The 23385-nt window shown below is 44.6% G+C and carries 17 protein-coding genes; 7 read left to right on the forward strand and 10 right to left on the reverse strand.

Annotated elements, in window-relative coordinates; all coding sequences use genetic code 11:
• Positions 1 to 17: 17 nt before the first annotated feature.
• Entirely contained in the window at positions 18 to 1430 is a 1413-nt protein-coding gene (locus ACMAZD_RS14280; RefSeq protein ID WP_435247712.1) for a phosphoglucomutase/phosphomannomutase family protein, read from the forward strand.
• Positions 1431 to 1566: 136 nt separating this feature from the next.
• Here ACMAZD_RS14280 and ACMAZD_RS14285 read toward each other — a convergent pair whose 3' ends face one another.
• The 10 genes from ACMAZD_RS14285 to hrpB form a co-directional block, all read right to left on the reverse strand.
• Complete coding sequence (locus ACMAZD_RS14285) at positions 1567 to 2595, reverse strand: ABC transporter ATP-binding protein (RefSeq protein WP_435247713.1); 1029 nt, start codon at positions 2593 to 2595, stop codon at positions 1567 to 1569.
• A complete protein-coding gene (locus ACMAZD_RS14290; RefSeq protein ID WP_435247714.1) occupies positions 2595 to 4220 on the reverse strand; it encodes an ABC transporter permease in 1626 nt (541 codons plus the stop codon). The genes ACMAZD_RS14285 and ACMAZD_RS14290 overlap by 1 nt, the downstream gene beginning before the upstream one ends.
• A gap of 247 nt (positions 4221 to 4467) precedes the next feature.
• Positions 4468 to 5481: a Fe(3+) ABC transporter substrate-binding protein gene (locus tag ACMAZD_RS14295; protein WP_435247715.1), complete on the reverse strand. Its 1014-nt coding sequence runs from the start codon at positions 5479 to 5481 to the stop codon at positions 4468 to 4470.
• Positions 5482 to 5624: 143 nt separating this feature from the next.
• The gene (locus ACMAZD_RS14300) at positions 5625 to 6854 is read right to left on the reverse strand and encodes an ammonium transporter (RefSeq protein ID WP_435247716.1); all 1230 of its coding nucleotides are present in this window, start codon (positions 6852 to 6854) and stop codon (positions 5625 to 5627) included.
• Between the two features lie 27 nt (positions 6855 to 6881).
• Complete coding sequence (gene glnK / locus ACMAZD_RS14305; protein ID WP_004738200.1) at positions 6882 to 7220, reverse strand: P-II family nitrogen regulator; 339 nt, start codon at positions 7218 to 7220, stop codon at positions 6882 to 6884.
• Positions 7221 to 7445: 225 nt separating this feature from the next.
• Positions 7446 to 7814: a YacL family protein gene (locus ACMAZD_RS14310; RefSeq protein WP_435247717.1), complete on the reverse strand. Its 369-nt coding sequence runs from the start codon at positions 7812 to 7814 to the stop codon at positions 7446 to 7448.
• A 227-nt stretch (positions 7815 to 8041) separates the two neighbouring features.
• Positions 8042 to 10630: a bifunctional aconitate hydratase 2/2-methylisocitrate dehydratase gene (gene acnB, locus ACMAZD_RS14315; protein WP_435247718.1), complete on the reverse strand. Its 2589-nt coding sequence runs from the start codon at positions 10628 to 10630 to the stop codon at positions 8042 to 8044.
• Between the two features lie 274 nt (positions 10631 to 10904).
• Positions 10905 to 13244 carry a patatin-like phospholipase family protein gene (locus ACMAZD_RS14320; RefSeq protein WP_435247719.1) on the reverse strand — a complete coding sequence of 780 codons (2340 nt, stop codon included), beginning with the start codon at positions 13242 to 13244 and terminating at the stop codon, positions 10905 to 10907.
• A 38-nt stretch (positions 13245 to 13282) separates the two neighbouring features.
• The gene (gene mrcB / locus ACMAZD_RS14325) at positions 13283 to 15682 is read right to left on the reverse strand and encodes a penicillin-binding protein 1B (RefSeq protein ID WP_435247720.1); all 2400 of its coding nucleotides are present in this window, start codon (positions 15680 to 15682) and stop codon (positions 13283 to 13285) included.
• Complete coding sequence (hrpB, locus tag ACMAZD_RS14330; protein WP_435249384.1) at positions 15679 to 18117, reverse strand: ATP-dependent helicase HrpB; 2439 nt, start codon at positions 18115 to 18117, stop codon at positions 15679 to 15681. The genes mrcB and hrpB overlap by 4 nt, the downstream gene beginning before the upstream one ends.
• Positions 18118 to 18211: 94 nt before the next feature.
• Between hrpB and sfsA the strand changes: the two genes are divergently transcribed.
• The 6 genes from sfsA (at position 18212) to panB (ending at position 23378) form a co-directional block, all read left to right on the forward strand.
• Positions 18212 to 18955, forward strand: a complete 744-nt coding sequence (gene sfsA / locus ACMAZD_RS14335) for a DNA/RNA nuclease SfsA (RefSeq protein ID WP_435247721.1) — start codon at positions 18212 to 18214, stop codon at positions 18953 to 18955.
• Positions 18956 to 19072: 117 nt separating this feature from the next.
• Positions 19073 to 19519, forward strand: a complete 447-nt coding sequence (gene dksA, locus ACMAZD_RS14340) for an RNA polymerase-binding protein DksA (RefSeq protein WP_017108728.1) — start codon at positions 19073 to 19075, stop codon at positions 19517 to 19519.
• Between the two features lie 145 nt (positions 19520 to 19664).
• Entirely contained in the window at positions 19665 to 20540 is an 876-nt protein-coding gene (gene gluQRS, locus ACMAZD_RS14345; RefSeq protein ID WP_435247722.1) for a tRNA glutamyl-Q(34) synthetase GluQRS, read from the forward strand.
• A 183-nt stretch (positions 20541 to 20723) separates the two neighbouring features.
• On the forward strand, positions 20724 to 22079 hold the full coding sequence (gene pcnB / locus ACMAZD_RS14350; protein ID WP_435247723.1) for a polynucleotide adenylyltransferase PcnB: 1356 nt from the start codon (positions 20724 to 20726) through the stop codon (positions 22077 to 22079).
• Positions 22076 to 22561, forward strand: a complete 486-nt coding sequence (gene folK, locus ACMAZD_RS14355; protein WP_435247724.1) for a 2-amino-4-hydroxy-6-hydroxymethyldihydropteridine diphosphokinase — start codon at positions 22076 to 22078, stop codon at positions 22559 to 22561. Before pcnB ends, folK begins: the two co-directional genes overlap by 4 nt.
• A 22-nt stretch (positions 22562 to 22583) precedes the next feature.
• Entirely contained in the window at positions 22584 to 23378 is a 795-nt protein-coding gene (panB, locus tag ACMAZD_RS14360; RefSeq protein ID WP_435247725.1) for a 3-methyl-2-oxobutanoate hydroxymethyltransferase, read from the forward strand.
• Positions 23379 to 23385 lie beyond the last annotated feature (7 nt).

The raw sequence follows: 23385 nt of genomic DNA on the forward strand, positions 1-23385 counted from the left end.
ACTAAAAGGATTTTCTAATGATTAAATTTGGTACTGGCGGCTGGCGCGCGTTTATTGGTGAAGAGTTCACTAGAGAAAACGTCCGCTTAGTGGCACAAGCACTCTCTAACATCATCAATAATGAAGATGCAGCGAAAAACGGCTTCGTTATCGGCTATGACCGCCGCTTCCTTTCAGATAAAGCCGCGTGCTGGTTTGCTGAAGTATTGGCAGCCAACAACATCAAAGTGAGTTTTATCGACAAATTCGTTCCGACTCCTATCGTAATGTTCCAAGCGAAAGAAATGGGATGTGTTTACTCTGCGTGCATTACCGCTTCTCATAACCCAGCGGACTATAACGGCATAAAGATCTTCATTGAAGGTGGTCGTGATGCTGATGAGGTCATCACAGAAAAGATTGAACAACAGATTGCGACCCTAAACAGTGAAGATGTCCTCAGAGTCGATTTTGAACAAGCATTTAATGACAAAGAAATTGAAATCATCAATCCAATGAACGCCTTTGTTGACTCGATCATCAACGCGATTGATATCGAATCGATTAAACAAGCCAACCTAAGAGTCCTGATCGACCCAATGTTCGGCGTGGCAAAAAACGCACTGCAAACCGTGTTAATCAGCGCTCGCTGTGATGTTGATGTAATCAACGATGGTAAAAACCCAGACTTCGGCGGACTGATGCCTTCTCCAAGTGCAGCAACGCTGTATCGCTTGAAGCACTTAGTTGCGGCTGAAGGTTACGACATTGGTATTGGTACCGATGGCGATGCCGACCGTTTGGGTATCATCGATGAGAAAGGTCACTTCATTCACCCTAACGAAGTGCTGCTGCTGCTTTACTACTACCTACTGGAATACAAAGGCTGGAAAGGTTCTGTCGTTCGTAATATCGCAACCACACACCTACTTGATAAAGTCGCTGCGGATCATGGTGAAAAGAGCTTTGAGGTTCCTGTAGGCTTTAAGCATATCAGTTCTCAAATGGAAGCCGATGACTCACTGATTGGTGGCGAAAGTTCGGGTGGTTTAACCATTCGTGGCCACATCAAAGGTAAAGATGGTGTGTTCGCATCGAGCTTATTGGTTGAGATGATCAGTGTGACCGGTAAAAAACTCTCTGAGCTGCTTGATGAAATCTACTCTAAGTATGGTTATGCGTATACAGCGGAGGGGGATTGCAAATTCAAACCTTCAGAGAAAGAAGCGCTCTACACAAAGATCTACGTAGAGAAACAACTGCCTGAATTCGAATACGAAATTGAAAAAGTCAGCTATGAAGATGGCGCTAAGGTGTACTTCAAGAATGGTGGCTGGGTCATTGCTCGCTTCTCAGGAACAGAGCCGTTACTAAGAATCTTCGCAGAAATGGAAGATAAAGACACTGCAGAACATGTTCTTCAAAAAGTAAAAGACTTCCTATCTCTGTAGGCTTATAGAGTGCAGCAGTTTTGTATAGGACTTAACAAATCACTGCCTTGTTAACGCCTATCCGTGAAGAACTCTTGCCCAGTACTTAATTAAAGTGCCGGGCTTTTTTACAGCTATAATTTCTCGCCAAGCTCGGTTAAAACGCCAATACACCTTTGGTCTCGACTTTCACCGTTACTGGCATGCCGAACTCAAGCGCCTCAGAAGACGTTGCTAGCAGTTTCTGACCATTCGCTTCAATCACATAACGACAGTGATCACCCATAAACTGCTGTTCCAATACAGACAAATTACTGTCGACATCGTGGCTCGCCACAATATGCTGAGGCCTTAACAACAGCGCACATTCAGCACCGATTTCGATCTGAGTTTGAGCTTTCGCTTCAATCAAACCTAAGCTTGTCTCAAATTCATGCTCAGAAATACGTTGTGCACCTAAATAACTGCCGCCACCCAAGAAGTCTGCAACAAACTTACTTGATGGGTGGAAGTACAATTCTGACGCCGAGCCGTATTGTTCGATAACACCATGATTCATTACAGCCATCTTGTCGGCAAATGCAAACGCCTCTTCACGACTGTGAGTAACAAAAATAGCCGTCACACCCTGCTTCTTAAAGATTTTACGAATCTGAGAAATCAGCTCATGACGTACTTGAGTATCAATATTAGAAAACGGTTCATCCAATAGCAGTAGGTCTGGCTTATATGCCAAAGAGCGCGCAATCGCAACGCGTTGCTGTTGTCCACCAGATAGCTGATGAGGATAGCGATCGCCAAATTGGTCAAGATGAACAAGCTCAAGCATCTCTTTAACTTTCGCAGCCTTATCTTGCTCAGACATATCACGCAAACCAAATGCCACGTTCTGATTCACAGTAAGGTGTGGAAACAGAGCATAATCTTGGAAGATCATACCAATGTTACGCTGCTCTGGTGGTAACCAATTCGCTGCGTCATCAATGACTTGGCAATTCAAGCTCATGACACCACTACTCAATGGAAGCAGGCCGGCAATCGCTTTAAGCAGTGTCGTCTTACCACAACCACTGGCACCAAGCAGACAAACAATTTCACCATGCTCAACTTCTAAAGAAAGAGATTCCAAAATAGTTTGGGACTCGTACTTACAAGTCAGATCTTTAATTGATAATGCACAACTCATTAGTGTTTCTGCTCCAAGGAACGGTTTACGATAATCAGCGGAATTAAACCCACCAAGACTAACAACACAGCAGGCATGGCTGCTAATTCAAGGTGCTCATCTGACGCATAGTTATAAACATAAGTCGCGAGCGTTTCGAAATTAAAAGGACGCAGCAACAATGCCGCATTCAACTCTTTCATTGATTCGATAAACACCAGTAAGCCTGCAATCAGTGCACCACGCTTAATCAGAGGAAGATGCACACGGCGTAACATCTGGTTGGTATTACAACCCATTGTTTTAGAGGCCATATCCAATGAAGGTGATACTTTGCTTAAGCTACTTTCGATACTACCAATAGCAACCGCAGAAAAACGCAATACCATTGCAAAAATAAGCGCAAACATCGAACCAGAGAAGATCAATCCAGGGCGTCCCCAATCCATCATTTTCGCGATGTCGTTGACTAGATGATCCATAAACAATACTGGCACCATAACACCAATCGCCAATACCGTTCCCGGCACCGCATACCCCATAGAGGATAAGCGCATAAAGGCGAGGTTGTGTTTCGCAGGATTAACGCGCTGGTTAAAGTTAACGATAAGTGCAATCGCTACGCCGATTAAGGCGGCAAGTATCGACACATTCAAACTGTTGAGTGCATACTCTCGAAATTCAGCGGTCCAGCTTTGTGCAAAGTACTTATAGGTATAAATCAGTAACTGCCCTAAAGGGAATATGAATGCTGCGCAAACTAAACCCCAACACCAAAACAGCGCTAACCACTTTTTCCAACCCTCTAAGTTGTAGCGGAAGTCTTCTCGGCTGCTGAACTGGTTTTGAAACAGTTTTTGCTTACGACGACTGTAACGTTCCGAACTTAAAAGTAGTATCACGATAATCAGCATAATAGCTGAAATCTTAGCTGCAGCAGTCAAGCTAGAGTAACCAAGCCAAGTGTCATATACCGCAGTGGTTAGTGTGTTAACCGCAAAGTAGCTCACTGTACCAAAGTCACCGATGGTTTCCATAGCAACGAGTGATAGGCCAACCGCCATCGAAGGGCGAACTAAAGGCAAAGAGATACGTCGGAAACTCTCCCATGGAGAACATTTCAGGAGTCGCGCGGATTGCAATAGAGAAACGTTCTGCTCCATGAACGCAGCACGACACAGCAGATAAACGTAAGGGTACAGCACTAGAGAGAGGACGATGATAGCGCCAGTTAAGGTTCTAATATCCGGGAACCAATATTCTCCCGGTCCCCACCCAGTTAGGTCTCGAAGCAAAATTTGTACTGGGCCAGCGAAATCGAACCAATCAGTGAAAATGTATCCAACGATATAACCTGGCATAGCCAGTGGCAGAACCAAAGCCCACTGCAACACCTTCTCACAAGGGATACGACACATCGCCATAATCCAAGCGGAAGGGATACCAAATAGCAGCGATAAGAACATGGTTCCTATCGCTAAAACCACCGTATTGTAGGCATAGGTGGGCATTACTGTGGACATCAGATGAGAAAATAGCTCATCGGTTTCTCCAACAGCAGTCGTGAATATCGCTAAGATGGGTAAAACAAGTAGCACGGCGATTATGCCGCTACTGGTGTTCCATAAATAATTCTTTTCTTTCATCGCCTAACTACAACGAGGCTTAATGAAATACATATGCATTTGCAAATACATCTCATATCCTTTTAATGGTGGGGTTATTTATACCCATATACTCTAATGACTTCAAGGAGCTGAGCTAACAACTCTCTAGTTCCATCAAGAGCTTTGTTTCAAAAAGTGACTTAACTAAAAACAAAACAACCTCAAGCACCCAAAACGGCAACTTGAGGTTGTTAAATCTAATATTGGCCGAAGCTTATATTAATAATTACAGGTCGAATTTAACTTCGTCTAGAAGCTTAATTGCAGCTTCGTGGTGATCTGCGATTTCGTCTAGAGAAATTGTATCTGCTTTGAATTCACCCCAAGAAGCAACTAGTTCAGAAGGTTTAACGTCAGCTTTAACTGGGTATTCGTAGTTTACTTCTGCGTACATGCCTTGTGCTGTGTTACCAGATAGGAATTCCATTAGCTTAACTGCGTTCTCTTTGTTTGGAGAGTACTTAGCCATTGCCATACCAGAGATGTTTACGTGAGTACCAGTCGTCTCTTGGTTAGGGAAGTTGATGTAAACAGCATCAGCCCAAGCTTTTTGCTCTTTATCATTAATCATCTTACCTAGGTAGTAGCTGTTCCCAAGAGAAACGTCACATAGACCTTCTTTGATAGCTTTAACTTGTGCACGGTCGTTACCTTGAGGCTTACGAGCTAGGTTTGCTTTAACGCCTTCTAGCCACTCTTTAGTTTCTGCTTCGCCTTTGTGAGCAATCATAGAAGATACGAGAGAAACGTTGTATGGGTGCTTACCGCTACGAGTACAGATTTTGCCTTTGAATTCAGGCTTAGCTAGGTCTGCGTATGTGAAGTCTTCACCTAGACGACCAACACGGTCACGTGAAGAGTAAACGCTACGAGTACGAGTAGTTAGAGCAAACCATTCGTTGTCTGTATCTTGGTATTGAGCAGGGATGTTCTTTTCTAGAACGTCGCTGTTTACCGCTTGAACTAAACCTTTTTCAGTTAGCTCAGATAGACGGCTGATATCAACAGTTAATACCACGTCTGCTGGGCTGTATTCGCCCTCTTGAGCTAGCTTCTCTGCTAAACCTTTTTTAGCAAACTTAACATTCACCTCGATACCTGTCTCTTTAGTGAACTCATCGAACATTGGCTCAACAAGGAAAGGTTGACGGTAAGAGTATACGTTTACTTCTTCTGCAGCGATTGCTGCTGGTGCGATAGTGCTGCACGCAATAGCTGAAAGAGTTAGCAGTTTTTTCATGGTTCAATCCTTTTTGCATAGAAATGATAATATTTATCAGTTGCATTATTATATGTATCATTAGATTAAACACAACGTTAAACATCAAAAAAACCTGCTCATCTGAGCAGGTTTCAAGTAGGTTAAATGTAAATGTTTGTAAATTATTTTACCGACACAAATTCTGGATAAGCACCTACACCACAGTCATGCATGTCCATACCTTCTAGCTCTTCGTCTTCACTTACACGAATACCGATTGTCGCTTTAAGTACAGCCCATACCGCTAGACTCGCACCAAATACCCAAGCAAATATAACCGCTGCGCCGAATAGCTGTGCACCAAATGTTGCATCTGTATTGCTTAGTGGCACAGCCATTAGGCCGAAGAAACCACACACACCGTGAACTGAGATAGCACCTACTGGATCATCAATCTTAGCTTTGTCTAGGGCAATGATGCTGAACACCACCAGTGCACCAGATACTGAACCAATTGCCACTGCAAACAGAGGTGATGGTGATAGAGGGTCTGCCGTGATTGCTACTAGGCCAGCCAACGCACCGTTAAGAATCATAGTTAGGTCCGCTTTACCCCAAGTTGTCTTACATACTAGTAGTGCTGCGATTGCACCCGCTGCTGCAGCTGCGTTGGTGTTAAGGAAGATTTGCCCTACTGCTGTTGCGTTCTCGAAATCCGAAACCATCAGTTGAGAGCCGCCGTTGAAACCGAACCAACCAAACCAAAGGATGAATGTACCTAGTGTAGCAAGTGGCATGTTTGAACCAGGAATTGGGTAGATTTCACCGTTCTTACCATATTTACCCTTACGAGCACCCAGTAGAAGCACACCCGCTAACGCTGCTGAAGCACCAGCCATGTGTACGATACCCGAACCAGCAAAGTCACTAAAGCCTGCTTCTGATAGGAAACCACCGCCCCAAGTCCAGTAACCTTCCATTGGGTAGATGAACGCTGTTAGCACGACAGAGAAGATAAGGAATGACCAAAGTTTCATTCGCTCAGCAACCGCACCAGATACCACAGACATTGCTGTTGCAACGAATACTACTTGGAAGAAAAAGTCTGATTCTAATGAGTGGTCTGCACCTTCACCTTGAGTACCAATCAGGGTACCAAATGACGGTAACCAGCCACCTCCGCCGTTATCGACATACATAATATTGTAACCAACGACTAAGAAAGTCGTACAAGCAATCGCGTACAAACAAATGTTCTTAGTTAAAATTTCTGTAGTGTTCTTTGAACGAACGAGGCCAGCTTCTAACATCGCGAAGCCTGCAGCCATCCACATTACCAACGCACCTGAAATGAGGAAGAAAAAAGTGTCTAGTGCGTAACGTAGTTCCGTTACTGTTGTTGTAAGTTCCATATTAAAGTCTCCAGTCCTTGTAATTCTTTAAAGTGCTTCAGCATCCATTTCACCAGTACGAATTCGTACAGCTTGGCTTAGATCGTACACAAAAATTTTGCCATCGCCGATTTTTCCGGTGTGTGCTGCTTGGCTAATCGCTTCAACAACTCGGTCAACATTTTCCGCTTGGGTTGCAATTTCTAACTTTACCTTTGGTAGGAAATCAACTTGGTATTCCGCACCGCGATACAACTCAGTGTGCCCTTTTTGACGACCAAAACCTTTCACTTCAGAAACTGTCATACCTTCAATACCGACATCAGAGAGCGCTTCTCGAACATCATCTAACTTAAATGGTTTAACTATGGCGTTTATTAATTTCATATTCTTTCCTTAAATTCTTCACTTAATCCGTTAATACTCTCATTACAATCCAAGTAGCGTGCCAAAAATTTAAGCTGTTGATTTTGAATGAAATAGAAACAATAGCGCTTTAGAAACGAAAAAGGCCGCACCAATATGGTGCGGCCTTTTCACTATCTTAATGCGTTGCACTGTCGTTGCTCTAGTTTTGGGCAACGAAGCTTTCATGATGCAAAACCATCACTACTAGTAACCTAAAAAATCAATCCAACGTTCGATGAGTAACTCGAAATCATCGATTCCGCAGCTTGCTTCGCTTTCACAATTATAGAAATCGAACTCACTGCCCTCTTCCATCTCTTGCTCATGCCTTAGTACATTTTCTTGGATGGTTACGTCGTCTTCGTTGATCGCCAGGCTGATCTCTTTGCCTAGTAGAATAACTTCATTATTCAGATCCAAACGTGAACGCTCAATAAGCGCCATAACGTGGTCAAGCTTTTGCTTATCTTTACCGATCTCTTCTTGAAGCCAGCGGCCAACAATTTCATGACCCATGCTGCATTTCACATAGTATTCACCCATCAGAGTGTTTCTAGTAAATTCGAATTCCATAAGACTCCAAAGCTCTAATAAAAAGAGGATTCAATAAAGAGGGTGTGGCAAAAATGAGGCGAGAGTATATAGCGAAGTCTATTGGAGATCGAGTCTGATTCATTCAACATTAAGCGAGCAGTTGGAGCGCAGAAACAAAAACGCCTTCTCACAAAGAGAAGGCGTAGTATTAGCAGCAAGTGCTTTACTGCAACGCAGTCGGCACTTTATCGCACTTCATTAACCGCTTACGCAGGCTCTTGGAAGATAACTGTGTCGGCTTTATCCGTGTACTGACCCATTTTATGGAAGTTCAAGTAACGGTAAGTATCGGCAGCGGTTGCATTAATCTTCTCTGCGTACGCTAAGTACTCTTCTTTAGTTGGAATACGACCAAGAATCGCACCAACAGCAGAAAGCTCAGCAGAAGCTAGATAAACGTTCGCACCATTACCCAAACGGTTCGGGAAGTTACGAGTAGACGTCGACATAACCGTCGAAGCGTCAGCAACACGAGCTTGGTTACCCATACATAATGAACAACCTGGAGTTTCAATACGAACCCCAGCACGACCGAAGATGCCGTAGTAGCCTTCTTCTGTCAGTTGATCTTTATCCATCTTAGTTGGCGGAGCAACCCATAGGCGAGTATTCAAAGAGCCATTAAACTCTTCAAGCATCTTACCTGCAGCACGGAAGTGACCGATGTTGGTCATACAAGAACCGATGAACACTTCTTGAATCTCAGTGCCTTGAACGTCGGAAAGAAGACGAGCATCATCTGGATCGTTTGGTGCACATAGGATTGGCTGATCGATGTCAGCAAGGTCAATCTCGATAACATGAGCGTATTCAGCATCTGAATCAGCAGCAAGCAACTCAGGGTTCGCTAGCCATTCTTCCATTGCCGTAATACGACGCTCAATAGTACGAACATCACCGTAACCTTCAGCAATCATCCACTTAAGCATAACGACGTTCGAGTTAAGATACTCTTCGATAGACTCTTGAGAAAGCTTAACGGTACAACCTGCAGCAGAACGCTCAGCAGATGCATCTGAAAGTTCAAACGCTTGCTCAACAGAAAGGTGCTCAACACCTTCAATCTCTAGTACACGACCAGAGAATTCATTGATCTTACCAGCTTTTTCTACAGTCAGTAGACCTTGCTTAATACCGTAAAGAGGAATGGCATGTACAAGGTCACGTAGCGTGATACCTGGCTGCATTTCGCCTTTAAAGCGAACCAAGATTGATTCAGGCATATCAAGAGGCATAACACCTGTTGCCGCAGCAAATGCTACTAAGCCAGAACCTGCAGGGAACGAGATACCTAGAGGGAAACGAGTATGCGAGTCACCACCTGTACCAACAGTATCAGGCAGAAGCATACGGTTTAGCCATGAGTGGATAACACCATCACCCGGACGAAGTGAAACACCCGCACGGTTCATGATGAAATCAGGCAATGTATGGTGAGTGTTTACATCAACTGGTTTCGGGTATGCAGATGTGTGACAGAAAGACTGCATCACAAGATCCGCTGAGAAACCAAGACAAGCTAGATCTTTCAGCTCATCACGAGTCATAGGACCCGTGGTATCTTGAGAACCTACTGTTGTCATTTTAGGTTCACAGTACTGACCCGCACGCACACCTTCAACGCCACATGCTTTACCTACCATCTTCTGAGCTAACGTATAACCTTTATCAGAAGCAGAAGGGTCGATTGGCTTAGCAAACAGATCAGTTTCAGCAAGACCTAGAGCATCACGAGCACGGCCCGTTAAGCCACGACCGATGATCAATGGAATACGCCCACCAGCACGAACTTCATCTAGAAGTACTTTGCCTAATTCAAAGCTTGAGATATCTGCACCGTCTTTACGAACAACACCTTCATAAGGATAGATATCAATCACATCACCCATGTTCATGTCTTGTACGTTCAGCTCAATTGGTAGTGCGCCTGAGTCTTCCATTGTGTTGTAGAAGATTGGAGCAATTTTACCACCAAGACAAACACCGCCAGTACGCTTGTTTGGTACGAATGGGATATCTTCGCCCATGAACCAAAGCACTGAGTTTGTCGCAGATTTACGTGAAGAACCAGTACCAACAACATCACCAACGTAAGCCAGTGGAATGCCGTCTTTTTGCATTTCTTCAATTTGAGTAATTGGGCCAACGTTGCCCTGCTCATCAGGACTAATGCCATCACGTTCCATCTTCAGCATCGCTTTTGCGTGTACTGGGATATCAGGACGTGACCATGCATCCGGCGCTGGAGATAGGTCATCGGTGTTTGTTTCACCAGTGACTTTGAATACTTTAACGGTAATTTTTTCCGCTACTTTATCTTTAGCTGTAAACCACTCAGCATCAGCCCAAGACTGAAGAACTTGCTGAGCAGAAGCATTGCCAGCTTTTGCTTTTTCTTCTACGTCGTAGAATGCATCAAACATCAATAGAGTATGAGAAAGCGCTTTAACGGCGATAGGAGCAAGATCTGTATCATCCAGTAGAGAAACTAGAGATTCGATGTTGTAACCACCTTGCATTGTGCCAAGTAGTTCCGCAGCTTTTTCTTTGCTTACTAGTGGAGATTCAACTTCACCTTTAGTGATAGCCGTTAGGAAGCCCGCTTTAACGTAAGCAGCTTCATCTACACCTGGTGGAATACGGTTTTCTAGTAGGTCAAGAATAACAGCTTCTTCACCTTGAGGCGGGTTCTTTAAAAGTTCAACTAGGCCTGCTACTTGTTCAGCATCTAATGGTCTAGGAACAACTCCTTCGGCAGCACGCTCTGCGACGTGTTTACGGTAGGCTTCAAGCACGACTTTTTCCTCTCATTGCGGTTCCTTCTTTACATTGGTAATTATTAGTAAAATAAAGAAGCGAACATCCTTGGAAACTTAGCTCTCCATTGCCATTTTTGTCATTCAATTTGTATTGATGAGCGGCGTCATAGAGGCCAAACTGTGAGCGACACAATAGCAAAATTAACGATAAATTAAAATCTTATCATTTTGACCAACATAGCAAGTTAAGACGAAAGTCCTACGATTTTTGCCTATTTAGTCAGAAAAAGAGCTATCCCGCGCATTATTATTAGTAAGATGTACCGATGATTAAGTAAACAGAATCGTAGTTATCTTCTGTTTTACCATAAGCCAAAATGATTGGCCCAATTGGTGAATCTACACCAGCAAAGAGTGACCCAGCAGTAAACATCGGCGCTTCATCCAATGACAAGTCGGTGTTCGACCAAACGCCGCCATGTTCTAGAGATGCGCCTATGTAAAATGGCGACTCAAACAAGCCAAAATCATTTTCAAACCATTTATAGCGATAAATTAAGCTGCCATACGCCAAGTTTTGCCCAATAAGACTGTTTCTCGGAATTCCCGATAAATTTAAGAAGCCTCCAAGCTCCTTTGGATCAATAGGGAACACGGAGTTTTTACTCTCTACCGCGCCAAAATCGAACTTTGCAACTAAAGTATGCTTTTCAATACTCTGCGCCGCCATAAAATTAGCTGAAATCTCATAAACCGTATCACTTTCAGAATTAAACTCAGAATCAGCAAGAGAAGAGTTGTTATCAAAATCATCATGAGAAATAAAATACTCGAGATCGACGAAGTAACCTTCGGTTGGTAAATTAAAGTCATTCAAAGTATCCAATCGAAAACTGAGGAAACCACCAAGGCGAGTATAATCTCCCCCACTCCCAAATGAAGGTAACGAAGCTATCCTTACGTGACCATTTTTATAGCGAGCACCAAATTTTAGCTCTTGCCACAAAGTGGGCTGATAACCTATTGCGAACTCACCAATATACTCACGATAGTTCAAAGAAAGGTAATCTTGAGTGACATCTAATGTTGGCTCTGCTACATCTTGACTCCCCACAGACAAATTTCGATTCTGTTTACTGTAAACCACAGAAGCTGAAGTAAAGAGCTTCTGACTAGAAAAAAAGGGAGAAAACAGTTCTGCTTCGATACGCTTATCTGTGCCCATTTCTAAGTTAGTTCTCAACTCTGCACCGTGCGAATTAAGATCAGTAAAGTTAGCTGAAACACCTAATGAATACTGGCTTTGAGTAGTAAAATCATCAGCAAGAAAGAACCTAAAATTAAGGTAATTAGGCCCCCATGATTTTTCATTTACGTCAACCTGAAGTTGGTCTTCACCATCGACATTTTCAAATTCATAGGTCACCAGCTCAAAGCGGTCTAATGCATAGAGGTCTTGTACCTTAGATTCGATTTCACTGGTTTTTAGAATCTCACCTGAATCGAGATTTAAGCGGTTTTCAATCAATTTATCTGAGTAGTGGGTATTGTTGTTGATAACCACTCGGTCGACCACGGTTTTATCACCATGCTTGAGCTGCTTTCGAGCTTTCTGCTTGTCATCAATATAATGTTGGTAGTCCGCATTCGAGAGCGCCAACTTAGAAAGCTGATCCCGATACTGCCTTGTTGCTTCGTATCCAGCATGGTAAGCCGTCGGCATTTTATCGAACTCTGTGGTCTCCATTTGCCCAACATCAGGACGTAGGAAAAAGTCATCGTCTGTTAACGTCTCGGCTTGCTCTTGAGTACTGCGTTGAACAAGGTAGTTAGAGAGTTGATCTGCGGCGGCTAAAAAGTTAGTGAAATCTTCCTTGCTTTTGTAGTTAGTACTGATATCTACGGCAATAACGATGTCGGCTCCCATAGATCGAGCAACATCAACGGGCATGTTATTGGTGACACCACCATCAACCAGCATTCGCCCATCAATCTCATAAGGTGGAAGGGCGCCGGGTACCGACATACTGGCCATCATCGCATCAACAAGATGACCATGGTCGATGACCACCTCTTTAAGATCGATGATGTCGGTTGCGACAGAACGATATGGAATAGCGAGGTTATCGAAAGAGTCGAGTGGAGATAAGTTACCTGTCGTTTCGCGCAGAATACGCAACATATTCTGGCCTTGAACCACACCTTTTCTGGCTTTGATTTCGCCCCAACCTAAACCGAGGTCGGTATTCAGTTGATAACGGTCTTCATACTCTTTGTCTCGCACACGGCGATCACTACGGTTAACGCGATCGCGATAGCCACGATTCCAATCAACCGTATAAATAAAGCTCTCGATCTCATCTGCGCTCATCCCCGTCGCATAAAGACCACCAACGTATGCACCCATACTGGTACCGGTAATGTAATCAACCGGAATTTGCATCTCTTCTAAGGCTTTAAGTACGCCAATGTGGGCAGCACCTTTAGCGCCTCCACCCGCGAGAACGACAGCAACGGTTGGCCTTTTATGAGCTTGTTTGAGTTCAACATGTTCTGATGAATCAACCTGTGCTGCAGTAGCTGCAAACAGTTGAAAACTGATCACAGTACCGACAATACCTAAGCCACTCACTAACCAACGAAAAATCATTATCTAAACTATCCTTGTCATTCTTTTCTGTTATGACTTTACCACTGAAAAAGCTTCTTTAGCCACTGTTTTGGTTGACTTTCGCAGCCCTTTTTAATGCTGCCACTCTCATCCCAAACCGGCAATTTGACCGTACCATCACAGTCAAACTCTAACGCCCCTTCAGAAGTTCGAGTAAAGCTTGCGGTTGCAATTCCGGTTGGCCAAGACAGCAATAACTGTTCTGGCGTTCTTTGTTTCAAATAATCGGCATAGACACGCAACGCACCGCTAGAACCTGTTAGTTTAGTCGGTTTATTGTCGTCTCGACCCAACCAAATCGTCGTTACTTCACGACCATCAACACCAACAAACCAACTGTCTCGGCTATCATTACTGGTACCCGTTTTACCCGCTAAGCCCGCCCATGCAAACTGACCTTGTAGGAAACGGCCTGTACCTTCTGATACACCACGCTTCATCGCATACGTTGTTAACCAAGCTGCTTGTTGATCAACGCTTTGTGATACACGAGGAATCGATTGATACAACACCTCACCTTCACTATCAACAACAGAGCGAAGCGCAGACAATGGCGCGATACGGCCAGAGTTGGTAATTGTTTGATACATCTGAGCAACCTGGAAAGGTGTCAGCGAGAATGAACCCAAGAACATCGATGGCACTGGACGAATTTCGTTTTTATCGACACCCAACTTCTCAATCGTATTGGAAACACTATCGATACCTAACTGCATGCCCAGACGAACCGTTGGTACGTTATAAGACTTAGAAAGCGCCACATACAACGGTACGTCTCCGCGGAACTTACGGTCAAAGTTTCGAGGGCTCCACACGCTGCCTTTACTGCCCTTCAAACTTAGTGGGGTGTCCATCAAGGTTGTGGCAAGCGTGTACTTCTGAGGTTGATCTAGTGCTGTCAGATAGATAGCGGGCTTCACCAAAGAACCAATCGGGCGACTTGCATTCAGTGCACGGTTAAAACCGTCATAACCCGTGCGTTTACCGCCGACCATCGCTCGGATTTCACCAGTATTTCTATCAACGGCAATCGCAGCCGCTTCGAGTTTATCACCCGCCGTTTTAGACAGTTCCGGCACCTTACGAGCTATCGACTTCTCCAGCTTGTCTTGAGAGACAGGGTCAAGAGAAGTAAATACTCTGATGCCTTTTTGAGCCTCAAATCGATCGCCGACGTATTTCTTCAGCTCAATATTAACCTGCTGAAAATAAGCGGGTTGACGGCTGGCGATACGAGGGTTGTCTTGAATATCCAAGTCTCGGCCTGCGGCTTCTTCGTACTGTTTCGGCGTCAATATGTCTTGTTGCATCAGCAAACGTAGAACCAAATCACGTCGAGTCTTAGCTCTCTCAGGGTAACGAACCGGGTTGTAATACGAAGGTCCTTTGACCATACCGACCAGCAGTGCTAGTTGGTCGATCCGGAGTTCTTGAATAGGTTGCCCGAAGTACAAGCGAGATGCTAACCCAAATCCATGAATCGCTTGCCCACCATTTTGCCCAAGATAAACCTCGTTTAAGTAGGCTTCTAAGATGCGATCTTTACTGTAACGATGATCCAAGATCAACGCGATATACGCTTCACGAACTTTACGCCACAAGGTACGTTCACTGGATAGAAAGAGGTTTTTGGCTAATTGTTGAGTCAGGGTACTCCCCCCCTGCACCGTGCGCCCAGCTTTAACGTTGATCACCATGGCACGCGCTATTGCGAGTGGCGATACACCATCATGTTGATAGAAGTTTCGGTCTTCGGTTGCCAGCAATGCATCAACCATCACTTCTGGGAACTGATTACGTTTTAAGAACAAGCGCTGCTCATCGTTGCTTTTTTCAAGCATGCCAAGCATTTTCGGTTCAACCCGCAGATAACCCATGTCGCCTTTCTTCTCGAGCGACTGGATACGAGTTAGTTCGTTGCCATCGAAGTGCAACATCACATGACGATCCGCTTCAGGGCCATCGACAAACTCGAACGGACGACGAATCATTTCAATCTTGGTTGAAGAAGAAGAGTACTCACCTGGATGACGAGGAGAGTTCACCTTACGGTAATTCAGCACGTCCAGTTCATTTTTGACTTGTACCAAACTAGCGGCAGTACCCGGAGAGAGATCCAACACACGAGCATAAACAACCGTCGGCAAATCAAACAGCTGACCTTCAAAACGTTGCTTAACTACCGAATCCAAATAGATCCCAACGAACAACAACAGAGCTGCCGTCGCTAAACTCACCTTCCAAGCGATGCCCCATAGCGTCTTCAACCAACCTCTGTTGCCTGTTTTCTTAGCCTTTACCTTACCTTTCTTCGCTGCCGCTCTAGGCTTTCTTGCCTTGGCTTTGGTCGCTGGTGACTTTTTTGCTGGCGCTTTTTTAGGTGGTGCCTTTTTCGGCGTTAACATTTTGGTCATCATCGGTTCAACTGTCGTTTAGTTTTAGTGGTTGCTACATGATTAGCAGGGTCATCCGGCCAAGGATGTTTGGGGTAACGGCCTTTCATTTCTTTTTGAACTTCTTTATACGCGCCAGCCCAAAAGCCAGCTAGATCCTGAGTGATTTGCAGTGGTCGTTGCGCAGGAGACAATAACTCAAGCACCACCTTTTTACGTCCTTGGGCAATCAAGGGGGAATCTTGCTCACCAAAGACTTCCTGCATTCGAACAGAGATCATTGGCTCAGATTGATATTGGTATCGAATCGACTTCTTACTGCCCGTTGGCATCAGGTAATTAGTAGGTAGCCACTGATCAACTTCTTGATTAAGAGGCCAGCCAAGATAAGCCGACAATGCTTGCTCAACCGAGATACTCATCAGTCCTTTTGCTGACTTAATACCATTCAAATAAGGTAAAAGCCATTCATCAAGATGACGCAATAAGCTCGCTTCATCCATTTGAGGCCATTGTTGTTCGGGCAGCCACAACTCAGCACAGCGCACGCGTTCAACCAGCTGTTTAGCAGAAGCCGTCCAATTTAAACTCTCAAGTCCGCGTCGAGCGATATAATTCAACAACGCTTGGCTTATCTGATCGGAATCAGGCTCCGGCAAAGGTTTAGTGCTGATAATCAGCTTACCCAGTAATACTCTTTGTTCAGCCACCAAACGACCGCGTTTTTCATCCCAATCCGCATAATCTTCGCGTGTGAAAAAACCGGAAAATGAAGCCTCTAGCTGCACAATATCAATCGGCGTCGCTAAAAATATCTGACTTGCTCGCCCTGCAGTGCGCATCAAATCAATCACCAAGATGTATTCGTTGTTTGCCAACGGATCATCATCACAAACCTCGGCTCCATGACCGTTGGCAAGACGAAATGCACAGCCAGTCGCACTTCTCGATTGGGCAATTCGGTCTGGAAAGGCCAAGCAAAGCACTAATGGTAGCAATGATTCATCGAGTTGTGACAAATCTAAGTGATGATTGAGTTTGCTGGCGAGACTTTTCGCTCGCTGCATCACAACACTATTTTTCGTATGCTTTCTTTGCTTAAATCGATTTAGCGAGTGCTGAATATCCGTCACGTTACGTTCAGGCTCTTCGAGCAAAGCGGCAGCGACAATCGCGACATTTAACAAGGCTTGGCTGTTTTGTTGTGCTTTGATCAGCATACTGGCGATCCGTGGCTCAATACCTAAGCACTGAGCTTGCTTGCCTACTGAAGTAAATTGCCCATTACTATCCAATAAATCAAGCTCTTGTAACAGTTCTGTCGCTTGCTCAATCGATGGCTGTGGCGGAATATCTAACCAATGAAGCTCATCGGCACGGCTTGCTCCCCATTGCGTCAATTCAGCCACTAGCGAAGAGAGATCGGAATGAAGGATTTCAGCTTCTGGAACGGAGGGTTGTTGCATCAACTGTGTCTCGCTGTATAAGCGAACACACAAGCCCTCTTCGATTCGCCCTGCACGACCAGCTCTTTGTTCTGCTGAGGATTGTGAGATTTTTACTTGCTCAAGTTTGGTGATTCCGGTTTTAAGATCGAACTTTGCGACCCGTTCCAATCCCGAATCAACAACTAAGCGAATTCCCTCAATCGTCAAAGAAGTTTCCGCGATATTGGTGGCTAACACCACTTTTCGGCGACCTTGCTTTGACGACGCAATGGCTCTCTGTTGCTGTTCAAAACTCAACTGGCCATACAACGGACACACATCAATATCACTAGCAAGTTGTCCAAGCTGTGATTCCACTTGTTTTATCGCCGAGACACCCGGTAAGAAAGCCAAAAGTGAGCCCAATTCTTTCTCTATCAGAGATTGGATCACCTTTGCCATTTTAGGTGCTAAGTATTCATTCGAGCCTAACGGTTGATAACGGAAATCGACAGGGAAAGTACGGCCTTGTGATTCAACATACTTGGCATCAGGTAGCAAAGATTGCAGCGCGTATTGATCCAATGTTGCCGACATCACGATCACCTTGAGATCATCTCGCAGCGCTTCTTGGATCTCTAAGCTAAACGCTAATGAGGTATCGGCATGAATGCTGCGTTCGTGGAATTCATCAAAGATCACCATGTCCACACCTGTCAATTCAGGGTCACTTTGGATCATTCTGGTCATGACCCCTTCAGTTACGATTTCCAAACGCGTTGCACTACTGGTTTTAGATTCACCACGAACTCTAAAACCAATGCTCTCTCCCACCTTCTCTCCCAATTGACTCGCTAGGTAAGTGGCAATATTCCTAGCCGCTAAGCGCCTTGGTTCGAGCATGATAATTTTCCCTTTAACAGCATTAGTCTTAACCAACTGCAGAGGGAAAAATGTTGACTTACCCGCACCGGGAGCGGCCTTTAGAATAAGTTGAGTATGTGTTTCTACGCCAGCGAGCAGATCTGGCATCACAGCTTCTATGGGCAGTTGTGGCAATGGGAGAACCTTGTGGTGTAATGTTGGCAACATTGTACATAAAAACCCACCTGTCTAAATAAGTAATATGCACTTCAATCCCCCTTTAGAGCCAGCGACTCTTATTAAACGCTATAAACGTTTTCTCGCTGATATCACATTGCCTGACGACAGTGAGCGTACCATTCACTGTGCGAACACCGGAGCCATGACTGGCTGCGCCACACCCGGCAATACGGTTTGGTATTCAACCTCAGATAATGCAAAGCGAAAATACCCAAACAGTTGGGAGATCTCAGAAACAGATAAAGGTCATCGAATTTGTGTAAATACTGCGCGAGCGAACCAGCTAGCAGTGGAAGCAATTGAAAATCAGACTATAGTTGAACTCTTAGGCTATGACGCTTTGCGAACTGAAGTGAAATATGGCCGTGAGAATAGTCGAATTGATATTCTACTGGAAGACAATGAAAAGCCATCTTGTTATGTCGAAGTAAAAAGCGTCACTTTGTTCGATGAACAAGAAACCTCAACCGAAGGGCAAGGCTTTTTCCCTGACTCAGTCACCACCAGAGGTCAAAAACACCTGCGTGAACTCACAGAAATGGCAGAATCTGGAAATAGAGCCGTACTTTTATTCACTGTTTTACATTCAGGTATTGAAAAAGTATCTGCAGCACACCATATAGATGCCAAATATTCGTTATTACTAAAACAAGCACAAGACGCTGGGGTTGAAGTGCTTTGCTATAAAGCAGAGCTCAGCAGTACTCAAATACAACTAAAACAGGCTGTTGAATTTATCAATAGCCAAACAAAGATGATGAAGTAATCACTTTGACTACAAGTTTAAATAAGAGTATTTGCCAGAACCAGATCTTTCTGCTATAGATACCCGCCTTAAAATTAGCTGCTTTGCAGTTGACTAGGTGTAAATAGGAGATGCTGTATGCCAGAATCTAAGAAAAAAGCGCTAGGCATCCTAGCCATCGCAGGTGTTGAACCGTACCAAGAAAAGCCAGGTGAAGAGTACATGTCACCTGAGCAAACGGAACATTTTACAAAAATTTTAGCAGCTTGGCGCAACCAGCTCAGGGAAGAAGTTGATCGTACTGTGCACCACATGCAGGACGAAGCAGCGAATTTCCCAGACCCAGTTGACCGTGCTTCTCAAGAAGAAGAATTCAGCCTAGAGTTACGTAACCGTGACCGTGAGCGTCGTCTTATCAAGAAAATTGAAAAGACACTAGATAAGATTGAAGAAGATGATTTTGGCTTCTGCGATTCTTGTGGTGTTGAGATCGGTATTCGTCGCCTTGAAGCTCGTCCAACAGCTGACCTTTGTATTGACTGTAAAACACTTGCAGAGATCAAAGAGAAACAAATGCAAGGTTAATTCTTGCTGATGTAAAAAAGGGAGCTTTCGCTCCCTTTTTTGTTTGTATTGAAAGCTATTTTCAACATGTGTTATCTCATTATCAAATAGCTACCAATACCAACAAACAGTTAATGTTGTTCTATCCAGACTAGGTTTTTCACTCATGAGTTATATCGGGCGTTTTGCACCATCACCGTCAGGTCCTCTTCATTTTGGCTCACTGGTTGCCGCACTAGGTAGCTACTTTCAAGCGAAATCACACCAAGGACAATGGTTGGTTCGTATGGAAGACCTTGACCCACCAAGAGAAATGGCTGGCGCTACAGAACTCATCCTCAAAACACTTGAGGCTTATCACCTATTTTGGGATGGTGAAGTGGTGTATCAAAGCCAGCGTCATGATTTGTACCAAGCTCAAATAGATACATGGGTAGCCGATAACCAAGCCTACTATTGCCAATGCACTCGTAAACAGATCAAAGCCCTTGGCGGCTTTTATACCGGGACTTGCCGCAACGCTGCGTTAATGGATTCAGGTGACCAAGCCGTTCGCTTACTTATGGCACACCCTATTGAATCGTTTACCGACATTCGCCATGGTGAAATACATATACCGAAAGCACTGGCTGAAGAAGATTTCATCATAAAGCGTAGAGATGGCTTATTCGCTTATAACTTGGCTGTTGTGCTTGATGATGTAGACCAAGGCATCACAGAGGTTGTGCGAGGAGCCGATTTGATTAAGCCAACAGGCCGTCAAATTAGTTTGTATAAAACACTCAAACAAAAAACAGTCAGTTACTTGCACTTACCATTGGCAACCGATGGCTTGGGTAATAAACTGTCAAAACAAAATCATGCAACTGCGATAGATCTCGACAATCCGAAACCGACGCTAATTAACGCGATGCGATTCTTAGGTTTTGATATCACCGAAGCCCTTTTGAGTGCTTCAATTGACGAGATTTTGTTTTGGGGCTGCCAGCAATGGAGCATTGCTCAATTGCCTGATAGTTTACAAAAAGAACACCGTGATTAACCCGATTTCAGAGCTAAATAGCAAAAACGACACATAAAAATGCCATAACCAACAACTGTGGTTAAGCAGACGATGTTCTCAAATGGCTCGCGCTAAGCTATTATTAGCCGCAATTAAACTCTGCACTACCACTTTGGACTAAGAGAAAAACAAAGTTGGCGATACCTACTTTGTTCTAAACTAATGAATAAAAACGACAATACCCCAAGCGAACAACGCGGATTCCACGAATTAGCACTGAATATTTATACTCGTCAAGAGCACAGTATTTCACGCAAGCAGATCAGCGACAACGCACTAAAAGTATTATATCGCCTAAATGGGGCGGGTTTTGATGCATTTTTAGTCGGTGGTGGTGTGCGCGACATCTTATTGGGTTCTCAACCAAAAGATTTTGATATCGCAACCAACGCTACGCCAGAACAGATCAAAAACCTGTTTAGAAACTGCCGCCTAATTGGCCGTCGTTTCCGCTTGGCACATATCATGTTTGGTCGCGATATCATCGAAGTTGCAACTTTCCGTGGCCACCATCAAGAGCCATCGAAAAACGTGTCTGCACAATCGAAAGAAGGCATGCTATTACGTGATAACGTTTATGGCAGTGTCGACGAAGATGCAGAACGTCGCGATTTCACCATTAACGCGATGTACTACAACATTGCCGATTACAGCATCCACGACTACGCGGGTGGTATCGAAGATTTAGAAGATAAGCTGATCCGCTTGATTGGCGATCCTGAAACTCGTTACCGTGAAGACCCGGTACGCATGCTACGTGCTATGCGTTTCGCCGCTAAACTGGATTTCGATATTGAAGAAGATACTGCCGACCCAATCGAAGAGTTGGCACACCTTCTAAAAGATATTCCAGCTGCGCGTCTTTACGAAGAGTCACTTAAGTTACTGCAATCAGGACACGGCTTAGAAACTTACCACTTAATGCGTGAGTACAACCTATTCCAACAGATGTTCCCAGCTGTGGCTGAGCACTTCACTAAAGGTTATGATTCTCATACCGAGCAGATGCTTGATTTAGTACTCGATTCAACTGACCTTCGTATCGATGATGGCAAGCGAGTAAACCCAGCCTTCATGTTTGCTGCAATTCTTTGGTACCCAATGAATAAGCTAGCGGACAAGCTAGTCGCAGAACAAGGCATGGCGCACTACGATGCGATCATGGAAGCAAGTAACATCATCCTTGATCAGCAAGTAAAGTCGATTGCTATTCCTCGTCGTCACACCGCGACTATTCGTGAAATTTGGCAGCTGCAAGTTCGACTTCCGCGTCGCAACGGTAAACGTGCTGTACGCCTAATGGAACTGAACAAATTCCGTGCAGGCTACGACTTCCTAGAAATGCGTGGCGAAATCGAGGGTGACGAAACCAAAGAGTTGGCCAAATGGTGGGAGCGTTATCAAACGGCTGGTCGCAATATGCGCCAAGCTATGGCTAATGACGTTGCTGCACCATCAAAATCAGGTCATCGTCGCCGTAAGACTTACCGTAATAAAAAAAGTAAGCAATCCGAATGATAACGGCTTATATTGCGGTCGGCAGCAACCTCGCCGACCCAGTTAGCCAAGCAAATTTGGCTATCGAAACACTAAAAAGCTTACCGCGATCAACGTTTATTGCGACCTCTAAGCTATATAGTAGCACTCCAATGGGGCCGCAAAATCAACCCGACTACATCAACGCGGTAGTGGCAATCCAAACCGAATTAACGCCAATTGAACTGCTTGATTGCACTCAAAAAATCGAGTTAGAGCAAGGGCGCGTCCGTAAAGACGAGCGTTGGGGACCAAGAACCTTGGATCTCGACATTATACTTTACGGCAATGAGGTGATCGATTCAAAGCGCTTAACCGTTCCTCATTATGGAATGAAAGAACGAGAGTTTGTACTCTATCCGCTTGCTGAAATCGCACCAAGTTTACAACTCCCTGATGGGACTGAGCTGAACGAACTACTCAAAATAGTCGATCAAAATGGGCTCAACGTTTGGCAACAATAGCCAAGCGCATTAAGGAAACCCAATGAAAAAAGTAACCATTAACGACCTTATCAAGTGCAAACAAGAAGGCCGTAAATTCGCGACGTCGACAGCTTATGATGCGAGCTTTGCTCAATTATTCGAAAGCCAAGAGATCCCTGTATTACTTGTCGGTGATTCACTAGGCATGGTTTTACAAGGCCAAACTGACACATTGCCAGTAACAGTCGAAGAAATTGCTTACCACACTCGCTCTGTGCGTGCTGGTAGCCCAAACTGTCTTCTTATGGCAGATATGCCGTTCATGAGCTATGCAACACCAGAGCAAGCTTGTGAGAGCGCTGCAACCATAGTGCGAGCTGGTGCAAACATGGTCAAAATCGAAGGCGGAAGCTGGTTGGTTGATACCGTGAAGATGCTAACAGAGCGCGCTGTTCCCGTTTGTGCTCACTTGGGGTTAACCCCTCAATCAGTGAACATCTTTGGTGGTTACAAAATTCAAGGCCGTGACGATGATCAAGCGGACAAAATGGTTGCTGACGCTCTAGCACTGCAAAACGCAGGTGCTCAAATAGTTCTCCTTGAATGTGTGCCCGCTTCATTGGCAAAACGAATTACAGAAGCTTGTCACGTGCCAGTTATCGGCATTGGTGCAGGTAATGTTACCGATGGTCAGATCTTGGTTATGCATGATATGTTCGGTATATCAGCAAACTACATGCCGAAATTCTCTAAGAACTTCCTAGCTGAAACAGGTGATATGCGTAAAGCCGTCGCTCTATACAAAGAAGAAGTAGAGAGCGCACGTTTCCCTGATGATGCTCATACAATCGCTTAGGAGTAAC

The organism is Vibrio sp. nBUS_14, assembly GCF_051201655.1.
In the GTDB taxonomy this organism is placed as follows: Bacteria; Pseudomonadota; Gammaproteobacteria; order Enterobacterales; family Vibrionaceae; genus Vibrio.